The organism is Variovorax restrictus (genome assembly GCF_051216715.1).
In the GTDB taxonomy this organism is placed as follows: Bacteria; Pseudomonadota; Gammaproteobacteria; order Burkholderiales; family Burkholderiaceae_C; genus Variovorax.
In genome coordinates, this window is record NZ_JBPJZH010000001.1 from 417,156 (window position 1) to 440,091 (window position 22,936).

Annotated in this window: 18 protein-coding genes; 7 read left to right on the top strand and 11 right to left on the bottom strand. The window is 64.7% G+C overall.

The window, feature by feature from the left end:
• Nucleotides 1-12: 12 nt before the first annotated feature.
• The gene (locus ACSFA0_RS02010; protein ID WP_435448564.1) at nucleotides 13-1,587 is read right to left on the bottom strand and encodes a M48 family metalloprotease; all 1,575 of its coding nucleotides are present in this window, start codon (nucleotides 1,585-1,587) and stop codon (nucleotides 13-15) included.
• 63 nt (nucleotides 1,588-1,650) lie between these two features.
• Between ACSFA0_RS02010 and moaC the strand changes: the two genes are divergently transcribed.
• Nucleotides 1,651-2,130: a cyclic pyranopterin monophosphate synthase MoaC gene (moaC, locus tag ACSFA0_RS02015; RefSeq protein WP_435448565.1), complete on the top strand. Its 480-nt coding sequence runs from the start codon at nucleotides 1,651-1,653 to the stop codon at nucleotides 2,128-2,130.
• Here the strand turns inward: moaC and ACSFA0_RS02020 are convergent.
• From ACSFA0_RS02020 to ACSFA0_RS02030, 3 genes are read right to left on the bottom strand one after another with little or no spacing between them, the layout of a single operon-like run.
• Complete coding sequence (locus ACSFA0_RS02020) at nucleotides 2,115-3,320, bottom strand: glycosyltransferase (protein WP_435448566.1); 1,206 nt, start codon at nucleotides 3,318-3,320, stop codon at nucleotides 2,115-2,117. The two genes, moaC and ACSFA0_RS02020, sit on opposite strands and share 16 nt — an antisense overlap.
• Nucleotides 3,317-4,513, bottom strand: a complete 1,197-nt coding sequence (locus tag ACSFA0_RS02025) for a glycosyltransferase (RefSeq protein WP_435448567.1) — start codon at nucleotides 4,511-4,513, stop codon at nucleotides 3,317-3,319. The genes ACSFA0_RS02020 and ACSFA0_RS02025 overlap by 4 nt, the downstream gene beginning before the upstream one ends.
• Before the next feature lie 60 nt (nucleotides 4,514-4,573).
• Nucleotides 4,574-6,259 (bottom strand): PglL family O-oligosaccharyltransferase, encoded by a 1,686-nt coding sequence (locus ACSFA0_RS02030; RefSeq protein WP_435448568.1) that lies wholly within the window; start codon nucleotides 6,257-6,259, stop codon nucleotides 4,574-4,576.
• Nucleotides 6,260-6,407: 148 nt separating this feature from the next.
• Here ACSFA0_RS02030 and ACSFA0_RS02035 point away from each other — a divergent pair, with 148 nt between their 5' ends.
• From ACSFA0_RS02035 to ACSFA0_RS02060, 6 genes are read left to right on the top strand one after another with little or no spacing between them, the layout of a single operon-like run.
• Nucleotides 6,408-6,893, top strand: coding sequence for a GspH/FimT family pseudopilin (locus tag ACSFA0_RS02035; protein ID WP_435448569.1), 486 nt, complete (start codon nucleotides 6,408-6,410; stop codon nucleotides 6,891-6,893).
• Between the two features lie 30 nt (nucleotides 6,894-6,923).
• Nucleotides 6,924-7,466: a type IV pilus modification protein PilV gene (gene pilV / locus ACSFA0_RS02040; protein ID WP_435448570.1), complete on the top strand. Its 543-nt coding sequence runs from the start codon at nucleotides 6,924-6,926 to the stop codon at nucleotides 7,464-7,466.
• A complete protein-coding gene (locus tag ACSFA0_RS02045) occupies nucleotides 7,426-8,325 on the top strand; it encodes a prepilin-type N-terminal cleavage/methylation domain-containing protein (RefSeq protein ID WP_435448571.1) in 900 nt (299 codons plus the stop codon). Before pilV ends, ACSFA0_RS02045 begins: the two co-directional genes overlap by 41 nt.
• Entirely contained in the window at nucleotides 8,322-8,894 is a 573-nt protein-coding gene (locus tag ACSFA0_RS02050) for a pilus assembly PilX family protein (RefSeq protein ID WP_435448572.1), read from the top strand. The genes ACSFA0_RS02045 and ACSFA0_RS02050 overlap by 4 nt, the downstream gene beginning before the upstream one ends.
• Nucleotides 8,895-8,909: 15 nt before the next feature.
• On the top strand, nucleotides 8,910-13,955 hold the full coding sequence (locus ACSFA0_RS02055) for a PilC/PilY family type IV pilus protein (protein WP_435448573.1): 5,046 nt from the start codon (nucleotides 8,910-8,912) through the stop codon (nucleotides 13,953-13,955).
• A gap of 46 nt (nucleotides 13,956-14,001) precedes the next feature.
• Complete coding sequence (locus tag ACSFA0_RS02060; RefSeq protein WP_435448574.1) at nucleotides 14,002-14,433, top strand: type IV pilin protein; 432 nt, start codon at nucleotides 14,002-14,004, stop codon at nucleotides 14,431-14,433.
• 182 nt (nucleotides 14,434-14,615) lie between these two features.
• Here the strand turns inward: ACSFA0_RS02060 and ACSFA0_RS02065 are convergent, their stop codons facing one another.
• From ACSFA0_RS02065 to ACSFA0_RS02095, 7 genes are all read right to left on the bottom strand, one after another.
• Entirely contained in the window at nucleotides 14,616-15,341 is a 726-nt protein-coding gene (locus tag ACSFA0_RS02065; protein ID WP_435448575.1) for a class I SAM-dependent methyltransferase, read from the bottom strand.
• A gap of 41 nt (nucleotides 15,342-15,382) precedes the next feature.
• On the bottom strand, nucleotides 15,383-17,368 hold the full coding sequence (locus ACSFA0_RS02070; protein ID WP_435448576.1) for a hypothetical protein: 1,986 nt from the start codon (nucleotides 17,366-17,368) through the stop codon (nucleotides 15,383-15,385).
• A gap of 75 nt (nucleotides 17,369-17,443) precedes the next feature.
• A complete protein-coding gene (locus tag ACSFA0_RS02075) occupies nucleotides 17,444-17,944 on the bottom strand; it encodes a pilin (protein WP_435448577.1) in 501 nt (166 codons plus the stop codon).
• A 311-nt stretch (nucleotides 17,945-18,255) separates the two neighbouring features.
• Nucleotides 18,256-19,065, bottom strand: coding sequence for a 3',5'-cyclic-nucleotide phosphodiesterase (locus ACSFA0_RS02080; RefSeq protein ID WP_435448578.1), 810 nt, complete (start codon nucleotides 19,063-19,065; stop codon nucleotides 18,256-18,258).
• 16 nt (nucleotides 19,066-19,081) lie between these two features.
• The gene (locus ACSFA0_RS02085; RefSeq protein ID WP_435448579.1) at nucleotides 19,082-21,352 is read right to left on the bottom strand and encodes a CHASE2 domain-containing protein; all 2,271 of its coding nucleotides are present in this window, start codon (nucleotides 21,350-21,352) and stop codon (nucleotides 19,082-19,084) included.
• A 36-nt stretch (nucleotides 21,353-21,388) separates the two neighbouring features.
• Complete coding sequence (locus tag ACSFA0_RS02090) at nucleotides 21,389-22,042, bottom strand: FHA domain-containing protein (protein ID WP_435448580.1); 654 nt, start codon at nucleotides 22,040-22,042, stop codon at nucleotides 21,389-21,391.
• 64 nt (nucleotides 22,043-22,106) lie between these two features.
• Nucleotides 22,107-22,922: a Stp1/IreP family PP2C-type Ser/Thr phosphatase gene (locus tag ACSFA0_RS02095; RefSeq protein WP_435448581.1), complete on the bottom strand. Its 816-nt coding sequence runs from the start codon at nucleotides 22,920-22,922 to the stop codon at nucleotides 22,107-22,109.
• Between the last annotated feature and the right edge of the window lie 14 nt (nucleotides 22,923-22,936).

The following is a 22,936-nucleotide window of genomic DNA, read 5'->3' on the forward strand; positions in this document are numbered from 1 at the left end:
GGTCTGCAGATCTCAGCGCAAGGGCGGTTCGGCCTGCTGCTCGCGCAGCAGGGCGTCGACGGCACGCGCCCGGGTATCGATGATGGACGCCTCGTAGTGGTCGACGGCGCCGGTGGCGCCGCGCGCGGCCATGTCTTGCGCGGCCTTGAAGCGATCGCGCGCCGCCGCGTAGTCGAGCACGGCGACGTTCGCTTCGGCGGAGGCGCGCACCGCGCGCAAGGCGTCGTTCTGCGCGCCGTAGACAGCCGCCAGCATCTGCCATGCCCCGGCATCCCGCGGACGGGCCGCGACCCAGTCACGCAGGGGCGCGACGGCGGGTTCCGGGCGGCGCGTGGCGACGGCGGCCTGCGCCGCGAGCAGCATTTCGGCGCGGGTCTTCGCGTTCACGTCGAGCAGGGCGGCCGCTTGCGGTGCGGCACCGGCCGCGAGGTACAGCTCGGCGCTGAGCAAGCGTGCCAGCCGGGCCGAGGCCGGGTCGGTCGCGGCCAGCGCGGTCAGCCGATCGGACAGCGCGCGCGCTGCCCGCGGGTCGCGCAGCTCGTTTGCCGCCAGCGCCGCGGCGGTGAGCATCCCGGCCTGCTGGGCCGGTGAACGTCGCGAGAACTCCATGCCCGAGGCCGCGTCGATCCACTGGCGCAGCAGGTCGACACCGGGGCGCGACAGCACGCGGGCACGCGCTGCGACGATGGCGTGGTCCATCTGCGGCGCCGCGGTGGCGCCGTCGCCGCGAACCGGGGTGCGCGCCTGCATGTCGGAGATGCGTTCGCTGTTGAGCGGGTGGCTGCGCAGGTACGGGTAGGAGCCGTTGTCGTTGAGGCGCGAGGCGTATTGCAGCTTCTCGAACATCGAGGCCGCGCCCTGCGGCGCGAAGCCGGCCTGGGTCATCACGCCGAAGCCGACGCGGTCGGCCTCGCGCTCCATGTCGCGCGAGAAGTTGAGCTGGTTCTGCATCGCCATGGCCTGGCTGCCCATGATCACGGCCTGCCCCGCGTCGCCGCTGCCGCTCTTGGTGGCGGCGATCATGCCGAGCACCAGCGCCGCCAGCATCAGCGGCATGTCGCGGCTCTGCTTGGCCATGAGGCGGGCGATGTGGCGCTGCGTGACGTGCGACAGCTCGTGCCCCAGCACCGTGGCGAGTTCGTCGCGGCTGTCGGTCACGGCGATCAGCCCCAGGTGCACGCCCAGGTAGCCGCCCGGTAGCGCGAAGGCGTTGATGCTGCGGTCGCGGCCCAGCAGCACGGCCCAGGCGAAGCGTTCGTCGAGTTCGGGCGTGAGGTCGCCCCGCACGCGCGCCGCCGCCATCAGCGGGCGCCAGATGGACTGGACGTAGTCGACCAGCACCGGGTCGTCGAGGTAGTCGGGGTCGCGGTAGAGCTCGCGCGCGATCTGGTCGCCCAGCCGGCGCTCGGCCGCGGCGGTCATCTCGCCGCCGTCGCCCAGGCCCGGCAGCAATTGCGCCTGCACGGCCGACGGCATCAGCGCCTGCGACGCGACCAGCACGGCGAGGGCCGCCGCACGCCAGGTGCGGCGAAGGCGAAGGTGGGGGCGACGGGTCGGAGAGCGGTCGGCGGCGGATGGGCTCGGCATGAAATGCATCATCGTCGGAAGGCGTCGGCCTCTTATGATGAAGCCCCATCGGGAACGTTCACCATGAGCAAACTTACCCACTTCGACGCCCAAGGCCAGGCCCACATGGTGGACGTGGCCGCCAAACCCGCGACGCACCGCGTGGCCGTGGCCACCGGCCGCATCGAAATGCAGGCTCACACGCTGGCGCTGATCGAATCGGGCACCGCCAAGAAGGGCGATGTGCTCGGCATCGCGCGCATCGCCGGCATCCAGGCCGCCAAGAAAACCAGCGACCTCATTCCCCTGTGCCACCCGCTCGCGCTCACCCGCGTGGCCGTGGCCTTCGCGCTGTCCGAAGGCGGCGTGCCCCAGGTGGTGTGCACCGCCACCGTCGAGACCGTCGGCCCGACCGGCGTCGAGATGGAAGCCCTGACGGCCGTGCAGGTGGCACTGCTCACCATCTACGACATGTGCAAGGCGGTCGATCGCGGCATGACGATCACGGACGTGCGGGTGTTGGAAAAGCACGGCGGCAAGTCCGGCAGTTACGTCGCCGACTGAGGCGTCGCCGCCGGCCGCACCGCGGCGGGCGTGGCCAGCGTCTGACGGTAGATCGCCTCGATGCGGTCGAGCGCGGATTCGGAATCGAAGCGCCGCACCTGCGACAGGCCCTGGTCGACGGCGAGCTGCCGCTCGAGCGGCGACAGCGCCAGCACCTTCGTGATCACCTCGGCGGCCGCCGCCGTCCACGCCGCATCGGCGGGCGCATTCGCATCGGCCGCCGGCACGTAGAACGCCGCGCTGCCGCCCACTTCGTTCATCGGCGCCGCGTCCGTGGTGATGACCGGGCAGCCCGAAGCCATGGCCTCGGCAATCGGCCAGCCGAAACCCTCGGCGATCGACGGAAAGAGGAAGGCGGTCGCGGTGCCGTAAAGGCCGACTAGCACGTCGTCCTCGACCTTCGACAGAAAGTGCACCTCGCTCGGCGCATGCATGGCCAGCCGCTGGCTGGCCAGCGCGTCCGGCGGCGGCGGGCCGACCATGAGGAGCGGCAGGCCTTCGGGCGTGCTGCGACGCCAGCGGTCGACCATGGCCAGCACGCCCGCGCGGTTCTTGTACCAGGTGTTCACGCCGACATGCAGCAGGAAGCCACGTGACAGGTCGATGCCCAGCTTGCGCCCTAGCGCCACGCGCTCGGCCGTGATGTCCTTGGCCGGCCCGAACTTCGGGTTGACGCCGTTGTAGACCACCTCGATGGCCGGTGCCGGGCCGACGAAGCCGCGCAGGTCCTGCTCGGTCTTCTTCGAGATCGCGATGAAGCGGCGCCCCTGCGCGAAGCCGTTGCGGATGTAGCGCTGGTAGAGCCGGCCGGTGAAGCCCGTCGGGTTGAGCGGCACCCGGCCCAGGGCGGAGTGCTGCGCCAGCAGGTCGTGGCAATGGATGACATGCGCCCGCGATGCCGCCAGCGGCACCCACGGCCCGAGCGAGTGGTCGGTGAAGACGTACAGCGTGTCGGCCGGCTGGCCCGCCATCTGCCGGCGCACCCAGCGCGGGAAGACGGCGAACTGGTCGAGGTAGCCCATCCACTTCTTCAGCCGCGCAGGTACTGGCAGCGCGTAAAAGCCCGGCTGCGGCGCCCAGATGCGCACCGTGTGGCCGCGCGCGGCCATGCCGTCGGCCAGCCACTGCGTGTAGCGCGGCATGCTGGCCGAGCCGAGGAAGGTCGGATGCGCGAAGAGGACGAGGTTCATGCGGCGGCCACCATGGGTTCGTTCTGCACCGCGCGCAGGGCGCGGAGGAGTCGCTGCGCGGCTTCGCCCGCAGAGAAGTGGCGCCGGTAGGCGGCGAAGGCCGCCACGCCGAGCGCCGAGCGTTCGACCGGCGACAGCGCCAGCCAGCGGGTCAGCAGGCGGCTCACGCCGGGGGCGTTGTCCTCGTCGACCAGGCCACCCGGTGCGCACTCGCGCCAGATGTTCACCTGCGGGCTGATCATCACCGGCTTGCCGCAGGCCATCGCCTCGACCACGGCGATGCCGAAGTTCTCCTGGTGGCTGGGCAGCACGAAGGCGTCGCAACCATAGAGCGCACCCCACTTCTCGTCGCCACGCAGCATGCCGGGGAAGTACACGTCGGGGTGCCCGTCGGCCAGGGCGAGCAGCCCGCGGCCGTGCTCGCTCTCCAGGCCCGGCCCGGCGATCACGAGGGCCGGCATGTCGGGCCGCTCGCGCCGCAGCTCGAGGTAGGCGCGCAGCAGCAGGTCGGTGCCCTTCTTCTCGTGCACCCGGCCGAGGAAGAGCAGATACGGCTTCTCGCCCAGTTCGGGGCAGCGCGCTGCGAAGGCCGGCGCCATGGCGGCGGTCAGCGGCGGCGGCGCCTGGATGCCGAGGCCGACGTCGAGTTCGCGCTGGGGGCGGTAGGGCGAGAAGGGCTGGCGCGCCAGGATCATTTCCTGCGCGCAGGTGAAGAGCACGCCGTCGGCGCCGTTGACCGCGCTGCCCTCGAACAGCTTCCAGGCCAGCACGTTGCGCAGCGCCTTCCAGCGGCGCTCCGGCGCGTTCTGGAAATAGGGGTCGAGCATGCCGTGCGGCATCACATAGAAGCGCGGCCCGGCCTCCGGATGCGCCCGCCGCAGCCGCTGCACCGTGCGCCAGGTGCCGGCGTTGTTGTGCAGCCAGAGCCCTTGCGCGATGACGGCGTCGAAACGCGCGATGTTCTCTTCGAGCCACGGCCGCAGCGCGGCGCAATAGGCGTACGGGCCTCTGCCCGGGCCGATGGCGTGGATGAGGAAGTCGTCTTGCCCGAGAAAGCCGGCATCCGGCGCGTCGAAGCTCAGCACTTCGCTGCTGGCGCCGAGCGCCGACAGCGCCGGCACCAGGTTGCGGATGCTCTGCGACAGCCCGCCCCTCACCGGATCCATGCTGGAAATGACGCTCAGAATCTTCATGCGGGCAAACGAGGGGTAGTCAAAAGTTTACATTTTGACCCAATTCGGGAACGACGCGGTTCAATCACCCGGTTCATCGGGCGCTTCGCCTCGGATCCAGCGGGCATATTCCACGGGATAGGCGATCTTGAAGCGTGCGGCCACGGCCAGCGCCTCGTCGTCGCGGTCGAGCAGCGTGGCGCTTTCGACCAATTTGGCGGCCACCCGCGGCTCCGGCGAGAAGTGCAGCACGCGCGTTGCCAGCGCGTTCACCGCCGCGGCGTTGGCGCGCATCACCGGCGTGAGCGACAGCTCCGCGAACTGCACCTGGCCGGCGAACAGCCACGACGCGCGCAGCTTCTCCAGCGTGTGGTCCTCCCAGGGCGGCAGGCGCTCGGCGCGGGCGGCGTAGATCTGGCTGATGCGCAGGTAGTCCCAGCCGGTGTAGGCCACCATGGCCACCATCACCGCGGTGGCGACGCGAACGCCGACCCGGGCGATCGTCGGGCCCTGCCCGGGCGCCGGCCAGAGCAGCCCCAGGCACAGCCCGAACACCAGCTGGAAGGGCCCGTACCACAGCGGGTACTCGAGCAGGCTGTGCAGCACCATCGCGCCGAGCACGCCCCAGGCCATCAGCCGCGTGGGGTCGCGCTCGCGCCAGGGGCGGGCGCCCAGCACCAGCGCCATGAAGACGGCGCACACCGCCGCCGCCACGGGAATGCCCAGTTCCACCGCCAGGTGCAGCGGCAGGTTGTGGGCGTTGTCCAGGATCTCCACGAAGCGCGGCCCGGCGTACAGGTGGCTGAAATGCGCGAAGCTCAGCTCGCCCCAGCCCCAGCCGCCCCACGGGCGCTCTGCGATCAGGTCGAGCACGTTGCGCCACAGCAGCAGGCGGCTGTGGCCTTCGGGCGCGCCGTCGCGCAGGCGGCGCAGCATGTCTTCGACGGCCGGGCCGGCCAGCATCGGCAGCAGGGCCGCGGCGGCGAAGTAGGCCGGCACCAGCGACAGCAGCCAGGCCGGGTGCGGCAGCCGCGGCACCGCGGCGGCCCGTCCGCGCCGCTCGCCCCACGCCAGGCCGGCCGCCGCCACGCTGATACCCGCCCACTGCAGCAGCCCGGTGCGCGAGGTCGACGCGGCGGCCGCCAGCGTCAGCAAGCCCACGCCGACCAACAGCAGCCACCGACCGCGCCGGCCCTCGTCGGGGCGCACGGCATGCAGCCACAAGGCGGCCACCAGCGCCATCGAGATCAGCGTGGCGAACTGGTTGCGCTGGCGCAGGTTGCCGTAGGCCTGGCCGACGTCCGGCGTGGTGGTCAACGGCCCCAGCCAGGCCGCCGCCCCGTAGTACTGCAACAGCCCGAGCACCGCGCTGAGCACGCCCGCGGCGAAGAGCCCCCACGCCAGTGGCGCCGCCACGCCCTCGCGCTTGCCAGGCCCGCGTGCCCACCCCGCGCCCACCGAGGCCGCCACGCCCGCCATCGCCAGCGCCACGCACGCGCCCAGGCTCTGCGACAGGTCTTCCCCCCGCCGCAGCGCGATCGCCCCGCCCAGCAACGCCAGCAGCGCCAGCACGCCCCGCGACGGCAGCGCCCGCGGGCCGAGCGCCCACAACGCGGTCGCGCAAGCCCAGGCGACCAGCAGTTGCCACACGTTGGCGGACGGGCCGGCGACCAGCGGGGAGAGGAAGGGGAAGGCGATCAGCGCCGCCGGGGCGAAGCCTGGTACACCGGCCGAGGGGGTGGCGGGCGAGGCGGCAGGGGAACTCATGGGGAGGATTGTGCCGACCCGGCCGGTGGCTTTTGCGCCCTGCGCGATGGACGGAAGGCGGCATCGGGCGGACAAGCGGTTATCGTCGGGCCCTCGTTCTGGTGACAATTTGTCACCGTTGCCAATTTCAATGCACAAAGGTCATTCAGTGTCCAAAGCCGTACCGCCGAGCGCGCGTGCATCGCAGGGCTTCACGCTCATCGAGGCGATGGTGGTCGTCGCGCTGGTGGCGATCCTGGCCGCATTGGCCGTGCCGTCGTTCACGACGATGATCGCCAACCAGCGGCTGAGTTCGGCAACCCAGGAGCTGCAAACGCTGCTCCAGTTCGCGCGGGCCGAGGCCGTTTACAAGCGCACGCCGAGCACGGTGACAGCCACGGGCCAGAAGTGGGAGGCCAAAGTTGGTGAAAAGGTCCTGCGCGAAACGGTGCTTTCCGGGGCGATCAATGTCGCGCCCGGCTCCGAGGGCGGCGTTGGATTCGATGTGACGGGCGCTGCGCAGCCTGCGGCGGGCACCGCCCCGTACATCTTGACGATTTCCGCGACTCAAGCGACGCGGGTGCAGTGCCTGTATTTGACAGGGCCTGGCCTCATTCGCTCGGATCGGTTGCCTGCGGGGCAAACCTGTTCCTGACGCCTTCGGTCACTCTCAATGCTCATCCCCATGCGTGCACGTCACTCTCCACCACCCGCCCGACAAGGGGGTTTCAGCCTCATCGAGGTGCTTGTCGCCGCGCTGGTGGTCAGCATCGGCCTGCTCGGAGCCGCGGGCATGCACTTGCGCGCGATCGAATACACCGTGGACACCGAGCGGCGACAAATGGCATCGATGGTGGCTGCTGAACTGATGGAAACGATGCGAGGGGATACGACGACTGCCTTGCAGCCCGATGGCGTGCCCAAGACCGATCTGGGGGGTTACAGAAAGGTTGCTGGAGCCGCCCTGCCCGCGGCCGAGAGTGCTGACTGCCAGCCCCTCTCATCGGCGCCCGATAAGCGACTTGGCTGCTGGGGCATGCGCGCCAAGCGCGTCATCCCGGAACTAACCGACGACATCCTGACGAGCTACTTTGCCGTCGGTGTGAACGCGGGCAGCAATGTGATCTCGATCACGGTGGCATGGCCGGTGAAAAAGGGCCAGTGTCTGGACAAGGACGGAAGCGACGATGACACCCATTGCACCTTCACGCTGCAGTCGCGGCTTTGATCCGATGACACGCACACCAGGGCCGGTCGCCGGTCGACGCATCGGGTCGACGCGCGCCGCACAGCGCGGTCTCTCGCTGGTCGAAGTCATGGTGGCCATGGCCATCGGGTTGTTCATCGTTCTGATCGCCACCACCCTCTATGTGAATGGCGCGTCCAACGTCGGTTTCCGAATGGGGCAGAGCGAGAACCTGGGTAACAGCCGTTATGCCCTGGGCGCGCTGGACAACGAGTTCACCAAGGCGGGTTATCGGCGTGATCCGACGCAGCCCATGGACCAGGCCTTTCCTGCCGATGCCACGAAACTCCTTAACGGCTGCCAGTTCACTGTGGGGCAGGCTGCGTACGTCAACGCCGACGGTCATCTGTGCATCCGCTTCCAAGCGCGGGACAACACGGAGAAGGATTGCGTCGGTTCCGCAGCCGGCATCGGCACCCTGGGGGCGTATCAGGCGCCTCCGGCTCCCGCTTTGGGGGCTGGCTTGTTCGTCGAGAAGTATTGGGTCAAGGACGGCGCATTGTTCTGCCAAGCCGGGAACCCGGTGGCAGAGACGCAAGTGGCCGCCGGTGTGCGCGGCATTCTTTTTGAGTATGGCGTGGGCACAGGCACTGACTCCCTGGCCGAGCGCCGCGTCGAGAGCTTCAAGACCACCACCCCCACCGCCAACGAAGCGATCCGCTCGCTGCGCTACGCCGTTTTGTTGGCAAGCACGGCCAACGGGCTCACAGGCGGTATGGAGTCATCCGTCTGCACGCGCTGGACGGAACTGGGTGGTGCCGCCGCCGCCTGCGACACCAGCAAGGGCAAGCTCTACCAGCTCGCCAGCGGCTCCCTCACTCTGCGGAACCTGATGCCATGAGCGCACGACCTTCTTCCATGCGCTCGAGCAGGCCCTCGAAGGCGCGCCAGGGCGGCGCGGCGCTGTTCGTCGCCATGATCATGCTGCTGCTGATGCTGCTCATGGCGGTGGTCGGCATGCGCACCGTCACGCTCGAATCGCGCATCGCCGGCAACATGCTCGAAAGCCAACGCCTGCAAGAGACGGCGGATGGCTCTCTTCGCCAGGGTGAGCGGGTCATTCAGAAATACGGCCTTTCTCTGGCGCAGTGTCCCCCGGATGCGACCACACCCCTGACCGCTGGCAAGCCCTGCTTCATGGGCGAAGCCCGTACCTACGGCCTGAACAGCGATTTCGCGACCAGCGCCGAAGTCACCGGTTTTGCGAGGACCTGGGGCTACTGGTACCCCCGGTACATCGCCACGGAGTGCCCCAAGGGCTCCAGCGCGACAGCCGCGCTGGAGACCGCGAATACCGGCTGCATGGAGTTCTACGAACTCAATGCCCAAGCCACCGCGACCCAAGGCGTCAAGGAATGCGGTCCCGACGCGCTGTGCCTGCGTTCGGCAATCAACCTGTTCATCAAATAACCGAGGAGAGCCGCAATGGTTCGCCCCCCACTTTTCAAACGACTGCCCCGCCGCGCACTGCATGTGGTCGGCTTGTTGGCTGCTTTTGTGGCGCTGCTGGCCGGACAGCATCTCGCCACGGCGCAAGGCAACACGGATTCCGCATTGGCGCAGACGCCGCTGTTCGTGAGCGAGAGCTACCCGCCGCTCAACATGATGGTGATGGCGCGCGACCACAAGCTGTACTACGAGGCTTACAACGATGCCTCGGACCTTGATGGCGATGGCGTGATCGACGTGGGCTACAAGCCCAACCAGATCGATTACTACGGTTACTTCAACAACAACGCGTGCTATTCGTACGCCGACAACGTGTTCTCGCCGACCGCTGCCGCTACGGGAGCCAAGAACAAGCAGTGCGGTGGCACGGCCTGGAGCGGCGACTTCCTGAACTACCTGACCACCTCGCGCATGGATGCTCTGCGCAGGGTGCTCTATGGCGGCACCCGTGTGGAAGACAGCACCAGCCGTACCGTGCTGCAGGGTTCCTATATCCCACGCGATGCGCACAGCTGGGGCAAAGCCTACGACCCGGCGCGCGACTTGGCGATCTACAACATCCGCGACTACGCACCGCTGTCGCAACCCGCTGCAGGCACGCGCCATCTTTTCGCCGTGACCACCACGGCCGAGGCTGACGACGGCGCCATTCCGCGCCTGCGCGTTCTCAACGATTCGAAGTTCCAGATCTGGGAATGGGTGTCCAAAGAACGCCCTGTGGCCCAAGACAAGTGCATCAACAACGACACGTCATGCGCGCAGCCTGCGGGGTCGCTCTACGAGATGCTGACTTCCAGTGCATTCCAGAATCTGACGCTCACGACGTGGAAACGGTCCGGCTCCATGCCCGGCGACGTGACCACCATGAACACGCATTTCGACTTGAACGCAGTCGATGCCAACAAGTGCGGCACCACAACCGTCATTGCGATAGACATCACGGGCGCAGGCAACAACCCCTTCAGTGGCATCAACGGTTGCAGCCAGAACAACTACCTCACTCGAATCCAGGGCCAGCTCTACATTCCTGAAGCAGGCACCTACCGGTTTGCCGTGAATGGGGACGACGCCGTCGATGTCACGATCAACAATGGCACGACATTTGGGTGGTGGGGTGGGCATGGCAACGAGAGTCGCACTCAGACCAGCCTCGATGCGCATTCTTACGACATCTATTTTTCTACGCCAGGCTGGAAGGACGTGACGTTCCGACACGTCGAGGGCACCGGTGACGACAATTGGGGCCTGGCCCTGCGGCTGACACGTCCCGACAGCGCCATCGTCGACCACAAGATCCGCCTGGAAGCCTGCTCAAGCAGCAATGCAGCCCTGCGCGAATCCACGTGTAAGGCATACCCGAACAGCGGCAACGGGACCATCTACAAGCCGACAGGGCTGCTGCACGACTTCGGTGAGAACGAGAAGATGTACTTCGGCCTGCTCACAGGCTCGTACCAGAAGAACATCGCTGGCGGTACGCTGCGCCGCAACATCAGCAAGTTCACGGAAGAAGTGGACTTGCAGACGGGCCAGTTCAAGACCACCGTCAAGGGCATGGTGGCGAACATCGACGGCCAGAGGGCGATTGGCTTTAACGGCGACACCTACAACAACTGCGGCTGGATCACCAATGGGTCGATCAGCGCGATGAACGATCCGTCGAATTGCGCGATGTGGGGCAACCCCATCGGCGAAATGATGTACGAGACGATGCGCTACTTTGCTGGCGCGACGGGTGCGCAGGCCGAATACGCCTACAACAACAACGGCTCCAAGGACAACGCCCTCGGCCTTTCAAAGCCGGATTGGAAGGCGCCCTATCGGCCCATAGCTGAAGGCGGTTACCAGCACTGCGCTCGCCCCGTGATGACGGTGCTGAGCGACATCAACCCGTCTTACGACTTCAAGATGCCCGGCAGTCGCTATCAAAAACTGGCGGCCGGTGTCGACAGCCTCGGCGGCTTCAATGTGTCCGACGAAGTGCAGGCGATCGGCGCGGCCGAGGGCTTGCACGGCAAGAACTTCTTCATCGGCCAATCGACCGAAACCAACGCAGATGCGGCACCCACGGTGAAGCAGGTGAACGACTTTTCATGGGTGCGCGGCCTGTCGCCGCAGGAGCCGAGCAAGGAGGGCACCTACTACTCGGCGGGCGTCTCGCGCTTTGCAGCCAACAATCTCATTTTCGGCAACAGCAGAGGCAAGAGCGGGCTGATGACCTATTCGGTCGCGCTGGCGTCGCCGCTTCCCGAGATTCGCTTGCCCGTCGGGAATGGCCGTTTCGTGACTGTCGCGCCGTTCGCCAAATCCGTGGGCGGCAGCGGCATCGACCCCGCGCGATTCGCGCCGACCGACCAGATCGTGGATTACTACGTCGATCGCATCGCCAACACCGGCACCGTGAAGAACGCGGCGATCAATGGTGGGCGCCCGTACGCGGAATTCCGTATCAACTACGAAGACGTGGAGCAGGGCGCTGACCATGACATGGATGCGATCGTCCGCTACATCGTGGCGCTGCAGGCCGATGGCTCCGTGAAGATCGATCTGGTCTCCGAATACGCGGCGGGTGGCATCACCCAGCACATGGGCTACGTGATTTCAGGCACCACCCAAGACGGCATGTATCTGGACGTCCGCGACAAGGACTCCGGCGCCGCCTCCGGCTACTACGCGCTCAACACGCCGCAAGGTCGGGCGCCGGGCTACTGCGCGGGTAAGTCGGGCGACGCGGAATGCCAGGGCTTGCCGCTGAACGCCAGCCGCACCTTCACGCCCAGCACGTCCGAAGCCTCGGGCAGCTTCCTCAAAGACCCGTTGTGGTACGCCGCCAAGTACGGCATGCCAGGGCGCGCGCCCGCCGACGTCGATGCTGAAAAAGGTCCGGACAATTACTTCCTGGTCACCAACGCCACGACGTTGAAGGAGAAGATGACCAAAGCCTTCAACGACATTCTGCAAAAGAACGACTCGGTGACGGCGGTGGCTGTCACCGTGCCGGAAGGCACCCTCACCGTGGGCGGCGATGTTTTCAGAACCAGCTTCACGGCCGATAAATGGGTGGGCGATCTGATTCGAGACAAACTCACGGAGATCGCCGTGCCGGCCACGCCAGCCACGGAGACCACGCCCGCGACCCCCGCCACCACGCGGCTGAACTCGGTCCGGCAGTGGAGTGCGGCCGAGAAGCTGGCAACCCGCACCGCGGCCCGCAAGATCTATTACGCGGGTGCGGGAAGCGGGACGCCCGCGTTGCGCCCCTTCACCTTCGATGGCATCAGCGGGCAGCCCGATGACGCTGCTTGGCTCACAGCACTCAACATCAACCCCGCGACCAACAGTGCTGATTCGAGGGCGCAAGAGCGCATCGCCTTCCTGCGCGGCGAGAGCGAGACGCTGCGCATTCGCAAGCGGCTGCCCGGCGGACAGCCCATCGTGCTGGGCGACATCGTCAACTCCTCGCCGCTGCGCGTGAGCGGCGCGATGTACCGGGGAACCGCCGCCGAAACGTTGGAGAAGGACGGCAATTACCCCGCTTTCATCCAGGGTCAGATCGGCAAGCCCGCGATGATCTATGTCGGCGCCAACGACGGCATGCTGCACGCCTTCAACGCAGACACCGGGGAAGAGGAGTTCGCCTTCATCCCCAGCGCGGTCCGCAGCAACCTGAACGTGCTCACCGCTTCGAACTACGGTGAGAAGGAAGGCACGCCTCATCGCTATTACGTCGACGGCTCTCCGGTCGCGACCGACGTGTTCTTCGGTGGGGCCTGGCACAAGGTGCTGATCGGCAGCCTGGGCGCTGGCGGCCGTCAGGTATTTGCTCTGGACATCACCGACCCGCTCAACCCCAGCTTGCTGTGGGAGTTCGGCGCCGACCAAGACAGCAACATGGGCAACTCGGTGGCCCAACCCACCATCGCGCGCCTCAACGACCCGTCTTCAACGGTCGTCGGCAAGTGGGTCGCGCTGGTGCCGAGTGGCTACCAGGGCGGCAGCAGCAGCGCGGGCGGCGCCAACCTCTTCGTTTTGGACATCGCGACGGGCGCCAAGATCAAGCGCTTCGATCTGGCTGGCGGTATGGAGCCCGCCGAATTGACGGCATCGCTCCCCTTGGGCAACGGCTTGTCGCGCGCCACAGGCGTGGACGGCAACCGCGACGGCAAGGTCGACCTCGCCTATGCGGGCGACTTGTTGGGCAATGTGTGGCGTTTCGACATGCGCAGCGGCGACAGCGAAGCCTGGACGGCACAGAAGTTCTTCACTGCCAAGGACGCGAGCGGCGTGCGCCAGCCCATCACGGCCGCGCCCTATGTGGTGGAGCACCCGACGGGCAACGGTGACTTGGTCATCGTCGGCACCGGGCGCCTGCTCACGGTGAGCGACAAGAGCAGCACCCAGAAGCAGTCGATCTACGGCATTTGGGAGCGCTACAGCGGCAGCGCTGTGGCGCCTACCCCGCTGCCCACCGCCAACAAGGCGCGCAGCAATCTGCAGGCCCAGACCTTCACGGAGTTGACGGGAAGCCCGGGCAATTTCGGACTGTCGAGCAACACCGTGCAGTGGATGGCGGCCAACGCGACCGGCACGGGCGATGCCGACGTACAGAAATGGGGCTGGTACGTGGACCTGCCGCGCAACGGCGAGAAGATGACCTACGACATGGCCCTTTACGGGCGGGGACTGTTCATCTCTACCGTGAGGACCTCGGACGACCCCTGTGCGGCCGGTTTAAGCGGCACCTTGTACGCGATTGACCCAGGCGCCGGTGGGCAGACCAAGTACGTCGTGTTCGACATCAATGGAGACGGCGCATTCAACGCCGGCGACGCCCTGGCCAATACCACGGTCAGCGGCACGGAGACCGGCGCAGGCCGGCAGACCATCCGGGCGGGGCGCGTGTTCGACCCGAATGCAAACGCTGAGAAACGCGTTAACTCGGGTATCGAGTTCGGACGGCAGAGTTGGCGTCGGCAACCCCCGAATCCGCCTGCTGCGGTGCCGCCTCCTGTGACACCTTAAGCGGAAGCCTATGTCGACGAAACGAGTTCGCTCGAAGGAGAAACCAGTGCGCAAGGATGAAAGGGGCTTCACGCTGATCGAGTTGATGATTGTCGTGGCCGTCATCGCCGTGCTCTCGGCGATTGCTTATCCGTCGTATCAAGAGTACGTGATGCGCTCTCGCCGGGCTGAAGCGCAGAGCCTGCTCAACGAGGCCGCTGCGCGTCAGGAGCGGTGGCGGGCGCAGAACGGCAGCTACATCACCCCCGGCGGTGCCGAGACGGACATCACCAAACTCAAGCTTCCGAACGGCACACAGTCGGAGCACGGCTACTACACGCTGGAGGTTGCAAACGATGCGAGCGGCTATTTGCTCACGGCCAGACGCGCGGGCTCGCAGGCGGCGGATGGCAAATGCGGCAACTTCACATTGAACGCTGCGGGCAAGAAAGACATGGTTGCAGGAACACCTGGCACCGTTGAGCAGTGCTGGCGGTAGAGGGCTTAGCCCCCCGGTTGGGCCAAGCTTTACTGATCGGATTCCGTGCAAGGAGTGACGGCGGCAGTCGGTGCAGCCATGATCAGGGCGACCGAACTTTGCGCCATCGTGCGAAGTGACGCACCCAACGCATCAAGAGCACTTATGGTGCCACGGGAAATCGCGTCGTTTAATCTTCCGAACTAGATTGTTGTGGCAACAATCAACAAATTCTTCCCAAGAATCTTGCCGAATAATCGATCAAGTATTTTGGTGAGAGGAACGGCGTATTTGTCGTAAATCTTAAGTTCTCTTAAAGAGGGTTCGGATCCGGCATTCTTCGTGAATTTAAACATCAAAGAAGCAAAGAATCCGACAGAGTCGCAGTACTCCCAGCGTGAAACTCGAAAGCCTGCTCCTGCAACTTTTGAGATCAGCTCCGAGGCTCGATACCTTCTGCAATGACCGACTGCATCATCCATAGATGTCCACAGTAAAGGGAAGGCCGGCACGAATAGGACTATCGATGAGTTGACGGGCAGCTTGGCTCGAAATTGTCTGAGAACTTCTTCATCGTCTTGAATGTGCTCCAGTACATTTGAGCTGAAGATTCCACTGACATCCAAATCGCATTGCGCCAAAGACGAAAAGACTTTGATTCCCCGCTCCACTGAAGTCTCTGCCAAGTGCGGGTCGATTTCCACCCCTACAACCTCATTGCAAACTTGCCTCTGTATCAAAGCTGCTAGAGTTCCTATTCCGCAACCAAAATCTAGAATTGCATCGGAGTGTCTGATATTGAGGTGGCAGTGTATTTTTGAAGCGATCCAGGAGTTGTAGTTTTTCAGCGCCTCCTCCACGTTGAAAAGTGCGGCCGTGCCCGAATAGACCGGACTATCTTCGCATTGACTTGTAGATTGCTTCTTCAAGGTGACCTCCTTTGATGCTTTGCTTTATCGATGCAGGCCGACTATTTCAAGTAGCGTTGTGCAGGAAGCGGAGGACATACAAGGGACGAAAGCGTCGGGTTTTTGAGCGTGGTGATGAAAGTCGGAAATAGGACCCTGTATCCGGTCATATATACCGCACCGTGATCTGTGTAAAGGCCTGTCGCCGTGTTGAAATAGGATCTAACAAACTCATTGCTGTGATGTATTGTCACCACTCTCTTTGGTGAAAATGTCCCTGGGCATTGGTCCTCGATTGCATTAAACAGGTCATCATGTTGTTTGCTCAGCCGCGCCGACGCCAGCTTTTCGGATTCCGAAAGCGATTTTAACTTGCAGAATGCAAGGCGGAATCCTTCGGCAACGTACGGCACCGTTGAGAAGTTTGATGATTTTCTGTTGAATGCCAGATCTCCAAACGAGCACTGGTCGCTCGAAATCGCAAGCCCATACGGGCCTATTTTATCGTTCAATATCCCCAGGCGATTTTTCGAGATTTCGGCTTCTTTTCCCTTTCCGTATTGGCCTACTGCATACATGATGTACAAGTTGCCCTTGTAATTATCAATCATATGTTGAAGCTGTTTTGGCGTATCGCGCCCGTTGGGCATCGTGTGCATTCCCATGATGGTGGCCATAGAAGAATGCTCGTGGATAGACGGAACTATGGCCGAGAAAGACATTGTGTCGGTTGATATTATTCCTGCGGGATTTCGGATAATTTCTTGCGGAAGCTGAAAGTCGAACCATGTTGTCCCCCAGGTTACGGGCGCCAATCTATCGGTACCGTGATGCAAATTTAGGTAAATTTGTGCGCACAGAACGAGCGTGAGAAAAACGCGGGCCAGCTTGGGAATTGCTAGCGCTGCTGTGGCAAGTGCCAAAATTGGGCCGAGTAGTAGCCAGAGGGGGAATGCGTATCGCCCGATTCGTGAGGTAATCCCCCAGATCACAAAAGAGAACATTGAAAAAGCGCAGACGATCCATATGGCTCTCGACGACGAGCGAGTTGCGGAGTAAATGGCCCCACTCGCCGCGCTTCGCATTGCGCCATGGCTCGGAAGCTTTCGCCAAATATATACGCAGATGAAAAATGCGGTCGAAAATATAAGCGCCAAGGGGCGAATGTCAGGCGACGGGGCTTCAATATAGATCCAGCTTTGGACTTGCAGCATGTCAAAGGGAAGGCGCAGAAGCCCCAAAACTCCACTTCCCAAGAATCTTAGATCTCGAATATTGGTGAGACCAAACTCCTCGGATCGAAATACGCCATTGAAAAATGGAAAAACCGGGCTTCCGAAGTGTTGAATAAGAAGTGCGGACCAATATCCGTGCACAATGGCGAATCCAAGTGCTCCCCCGAGGCTGTACGCTAGGGTAAGCCGCGCCATGTGTGCGGCAGTACTGCGTTGGCCAGACAAGAGGTCGGCTGCTATAACGAGGATAAATGCTAAGCCGAATATGCCGCTTGTTAGCTTGATCCCGATTGCAACGCCAGTGCACAATCCGACTAGGAACAGTTGCCTGGAGCGCTCAGCGTTCGAGGAAAGCAATATTCTGAGCGCTAGCAGAACGAAAATTGAACCGATAGGATCGTTGAATGTTGATCCATTGGCTTGGAGGTAGAGTGGTGCTGAAATTGCCAGCAAGCAAGACAATGCGACCAGTTGGGCCCTCTGAGCCTCATATCTCTCAAGAATTTTGTGCGCAATGCTTCCGATGATTAGAATATTCAAGAAATGGATGGTCGATAGTACCAAGCCAATCAGAATTGCTGGCCAGTCCCAGCGAACCATTAGGTAGAATGGCACATATGCGATTGGGTTCAAGTAAGACTGAATACTGGCCGCAAAATAGTCTTGCGTCCAGCGCGCCCGCAGCAAAAGATCCGGCCCGTAGAAGTGATAGTTGAGCAGATCCCAGTTGTAGTCCTTTCCAGCCAAGAAGCACACTAATGCATTTAATGCGTAAAGCGAAAGCCACTGTGCGCGCTGAATCCATGGATGCATGATGCGGGAGCAGTAAGTTAAAAAGGCCCCGTAGGGCCTTTTTTCAAGTGGGTACTTTGTTTAGGAGTACTTATATTACTGACCGCGGCACGAGCCAGGCAGATACTTGGGGTTCATTGCGGTACCTGAAACGCCCGGGCCGCAGACCCATTTGAAGATGGTTTTGCCGGAGTCGGTGTTGGTCAGCGCTGCGGATGCATCGGAATACGGCGTCATGGAGATCGTCTTGCTGGCGGCATCCTTGAGGTCAGTTGCGGCAGCGGTCGTGATTGTCACAACGCCAGCGTCCGTGGTCGCCACGGAGGCTACATACTTAGTGGGTGCGGTCGAAGATTCACAACCCCATGCGCCAGCGGCCGGCAGGGTTGAACCAACTGCGCTTTGCACCGTCTCGGTGATGCTGGTGCGGCAAGAAGAGCCGGCCAAAATGGCTTCGGTCACCTTGGCGCGGATCGTGTAATCCTGATAAGCCGGCAGCGCCACAGCAGCCAAGATACCGATGATCGCCACGACGATCATCAACTCGATCAGGGTGAAACCCTTTTGCACGTTGCGTGCGATGGAACGACGGTTCATTTCTAACTCCAGGTTGGTTGATGGGCCCGGGACCCTCCCCGGTGCGGTCTACGCACCGCAGCTACCGTGCCAACCGGATGGAATCACCTCAGGCCTTGATCGCCGTGGACTCTGTCACGTTTCGTTTACATGATGTGACAGATCGCGTTGTTTGATGGCGTCATGCCCTGACAAATCCTGTCAGGCCTGCCGAAAGTGTCGATGCCGGCAGACCTCGCAGGTCGCGGACAGACGTCCGGGGCGCGGCTTCGACAGGCTCAGCCCGAACGGTTTGGGGAGGCGATGAGCGGGCGGGTAGACGCCCGAGGCCCTCAGATAGTCAGCACGCTCGCCGTCTGCAGCCAGCGGATGTCGTGCTGCTCTACGCCACGCAGTTGCCAGTCGGCCGTGATGGCGCCGATCTGGCTCATGATTTCCTCGGTTTCGGCGGGCTTGGTGTGGGTGATGTAGATCGGGTACTGGCGGCCGGGGGCGATGTGGGCCAGTTCGTCGACCAGGCTGGCGGGCGACAGGTGCAGGCTGCGCTGGGCCAGGGCCTTTTCGCGGTCGCTGAAGGCGGTTTCGATGACGAGCATGGCCACGTCGAGGGCGTTCACGCGGTCCCAGAAGGGCGGGTTGCGCTCCGTGTCGCCGCTGAAGACCCAGTGCGGGCCCTGGCTTTGCGCGCAGCGCACGGCGTAGCCGCAGGCCGGCACGGTGTGGACGGCGGGCAGCACCTCGATGGCCTTGGCGCGGCGGCTGCCGAGTTGCAGGGTCTGGCCGACGGCGATGTCGTGGAAGCTGACGAAGGGTGCCTCGCGGCTCGGAATGCTCGCGAAGTCGGGCCAGATGACGTTGTTGAAGACGTGGGCGCGCAGGGCCTCGATGGTGGCGCGCAGCGCGTGCACGCGCAGGGGCTGCACGCGGCGCGACGCGATGGCGTCGATCATCAGCGGCAGGGCCGCGATGTGGTCGAGGTGCGAATGGGTGAGCAGCACGTCGTCGATGCTGGCCATCTGCTCGAGCGTGAGGTCGCCGACGCCGGTGCCGGCGTCGACGAGGAGGTCGTCGTCGACCAGAAACGATGTCGTGCGGCAATCTTTGGCGATGGCGCCAGAACAGCCGAGCACACGGACCTGCATTGTGGAAGACCCTCGTTTACTTGGTGTCGAAGCGAATTGCGCCGTCCCAGGCCGGGTCTTTGGGCTGCAATGCCATGGAGGCTAAACGCTTCGCATAAAGCTGGTAAAGAAATTTTTTCGTATCGCCGGCCAGCAGGGGGGCCAACAGCGTCTGCCCTTCCGCCCATTGCTGCGCGCGGTAGGCCGAAAGCACCAACGCCCAGCGTTCGAGCTGGGCCCGCTTGGCCACCCCCACGTCCCCGGCCCGCCCGACCGGCGTGAAGATGGCCACGGCACGGGCCTTGCCGCGAACGTAGACCCGGTCGAGTTCCTGCCAGACATAGGTCGGCACGGCCTTCCGGGTGGTTTCAGCCGCCAGAATCTGCGCGCCGTAGTGGCCGCTGAGGCTTTCGAGCCGTGCCGCCAGGTTCACGGCGTCGCCGACGACTGTGTAGCTGCGGCGCACGGCGGAGCCCATGTCGCCCACGCTCATGACGCCGGTGTTCAGGCCGATGCCCACGCTGATCTGCGGGCCACCTGTTGCGCGGTGGCTGAGGTTGATCTCCTGCACGGCCGCGACCATCTCGATGGCGGCCTGCACGGCCAGGGTGGCATGGTGCGGCGTGTCGACCGGCGCCCCCCAGAAGGCCATGACGCAATCGCCCATGTATTTGTCGACGGTGCCGCGGTGGTGGCTGATGATTTCGGTCAGACGGCTGAACACGGCGTTGAGAAAGGCCTGCAGCTCGGTCGGCGCCATCGTTTCAGACAGCTGCGTGAAGCCGCGCATGTCGCAGAACATCACCGTGAGCTCCTTGCTCTCGGCCCGCATGCTGTAGCGCTCGGGGCGCGCGAGCATCTCGTCGACCAGCTGCGGCGGCACGTAGGTGCCGAAGAGCCGTGCCAGGCTGCGCCGGGCGCGCGCCTCGACGAAGTAGCCCCAGCTCATGTTGAGCAGGAAGGCCATCGCCACCATCATCAGCGCGACCGCCAGGGGCAGCACCAGGCCGAAGCTGGCGAACAGCACGGCGTTCAAGCCGACCACCGCGGTGCCGACGGCCGCGCCGAGCAGCACCGCGCGCGAGGCCGGCAGCATCGACATGCCGAAGGCGAGCGTGAGCCCGGCGACGAGCAGCACCAGCACGTCGTAGCCGGGGGCGTAGTCGGGCACGAAGGGCAGCCGCCCGTCGAGCAGGCCGGAGATGATGTTGGCATGCACTTCCACGCCAGGGAAGGCGGCGCCGACCGGGGTGGCACGCAGGTCTTGCAGGCCGGGCGCCGTCGCGCCGACCAGGACGATCTTTTTCCGGAGCTCGGCGGGCGCGAGTTTGCCGGCCAGCACGTCCGCCGCGGCCACATAGCGGAACGACCCGCCCCGCGCGCCGCCGGGCCCACGGTAGGGCACGAGCAGGCTGGCGCTCTGGTCGACAGGCACGCGCAACGGCGACCCCGCTGTGCCGCCGACCACGATCGCCTCGAGCAGAACGGGCGAATTCTTCAGGGCGTTCTGCGTGAACGCCGGTCGAACCGGCGGCTTGCCGTGCGCCAGGCGATAGACGGCCAGGGCGAGGGATTCGTAGAAGCCCGGCGTGGCCGCGTCGCCGTCGTAGCGCGCGAGCAGGGGCGCGGCGCGCACCACGCCATCTTCGCTGGACTCGATCAGTACATTGATGAAGCCGCTGCTCGGCGCCGCGGCAGCCAGCGGCGCGATGCTGCCGGCGAACCCGTTCCAGCGCCTGGCGTAGGCCTGGCCGCGCGGGAAGGCGTCGGTCGCCAGCACCGGCGCCGGGAGCACGCCTTTGGCATGCGGCGCGGCGGTCTGCGTGAAGTAGTAGCCGAGCGACACGCGCTGGCCCGCCAGCGACCGCGCGAAGGCGGCGTCGTAGTCGAGGCTCGGGGCCAGACGCGCCAGCGCCTCGGCGAAGGCCGGGTTGTCTTTCAGCGCGCCGCTGGCCAGTCCGCGCAGGCTCGGCAGGCCCGAGCTGCCGTCGGGCTCGACGAAGAGCACGTCATAGCCGAGGACCGCGGCCTGCTGCCGGCCCATGAGTTCTTCGGTCAGGCGTGCCAGCGTGTCGCGGCTCCACGGCCACTGGCCGAGCTGCTGAAGGCTCGGGTCATCGATGTCGACGATGACGATGCGGGGGTCGAGCGTGCTCGGCATGGTGAGCCGCAGCCGCGCGTCGTAGATGAAGTTGTCGAAGGGCTCGACGAAGGGGGAGCGCCAGGCGCCCGTCGCATGGGCCAGGGCCATGACCACGGGCACCAGCGTGATGACGATCCGCAGCCAGTGCTGGCGCAGCGCTTTCATGGCGCGCAGCGCCGATCTCGGTGGGGCCGCGCCGCCTCAGGCGTGGATGAATTGCATGCGCGTGCCGCCCAGCTCGAGCACGTCGCCATCCTGCAGCGCGACGGCCTCGTTGCCCAGCAGCTCGCCATTGAGCGTGGTGCCGCCGTCGATCGGGGCGACGACGTAACCGTGCAGCCGCCGCGTGACGGCGGCAACGGCCACACCGGGCTTGCCGATGGTGGTGACGACCTTCTCCAGAGACATTTCACGCCCGGCACCGACGCCCGACAGCACGCGAATGGCCGCTGCAGCGACCGGCCCGCCCAGCGGAGACGAGACGGTGGGTGCGCTCGACAGCGGGATGGGGCCGGACACGACGGGCGGCCCGACGCGGACCGGGCCGCTCGCGACCATGCCCGGCTCGCCGCCGGCCAGGTAGCGGATCTTGTACTTGCCGACCTCGATGACGTCGTTGTTCTCCAGCGCCTGCTTCTTGATGGCGCGGGCATTGACGTAGGTGCCGTTGGTGCTGTTGAGGTCTTCAAGGTAGACGTCGCCGCCGATCATGTGCAGCACGGCATGCTCGCCGCTGATCGCCAGATTGTCGATCACGATGTCGTTGTAGGGCCGCCGACCCAGCGTGGTCCGGTCCTTCGCGAGCGTCACCTCCTTGATGACAACCCCATCGATCGAAACGATCATTTTCGGCATGGCCGACTCCTGAACTGCGTGTTTGTATCAGCGGGCCCTGCGGAATGTCGGATTCCTGGACCTCTCACTCCGGGCTGCTCGGGGCCGATTGTTCACCGACCGCGCGAGCCAGGACGACCGAAATATTGTCCCTGCCGCCATTGTCGTTTGCAGCTGCAACCAAAAGTAGTGCTTTTTGCGATAAGTCGCAATTTTGTAACAGAAGCGTGCAAATCTGCGCGTCGCTCACCATCTCGCTCAGCCCGTCGGAACAGAGCAGGTACAGGTCGCCGATCTTCGCCTCGTGCTCATGCATCTCGAGATCGACCGCCGGCTCGATGCCCATGGCGCGGGTCACGAGGTTGCGGTGCGGCGACTGGGCCGCCTGCGCCGGCGTGATGAGGCCGGCGTCCAGCTGCTCCTGCAGCAGCGAATGGTCGCGGGTCAGCAACTCGAGCTGCCCGGCACGCAGCCGGTAGCAGCGGGAGTCGCCGATGTGGCCGACCACCACACGCTGCGGGCCGAAGGCGCCCAGCACCAGCGTCGTGCCCATGCCCTGGAGTTGCATGTTGGCCACGCCGGCTTCGAGGATCGCGGCATTGGCCTCGTCGGTGCCCGCCTGCAGCGCGCGCTTCATGGCGCGCACATGCGCATCCACGCCCGCGTGCGTGAGCCAGCGCCCGAAGCTCGCCTGCAGCAGCGCGATCGCCATGCCGCTGGCCACCTCGCCGCCGTTGTAGCCACCCATGCCGTCGGCCAGGATGGCCAGGCCGAGCGAGGCGTCGAAGGCGATCGCGTCTTCGTTGTTGGCGCGAACACGACCCGCGTCGGTGAGCGCGGCGAAATCCCATGACCGGATGCTGTCCTCGGCGGACGAAGAAATGGGATCAGGTCGGTTCATGAGGGACTGCGTCA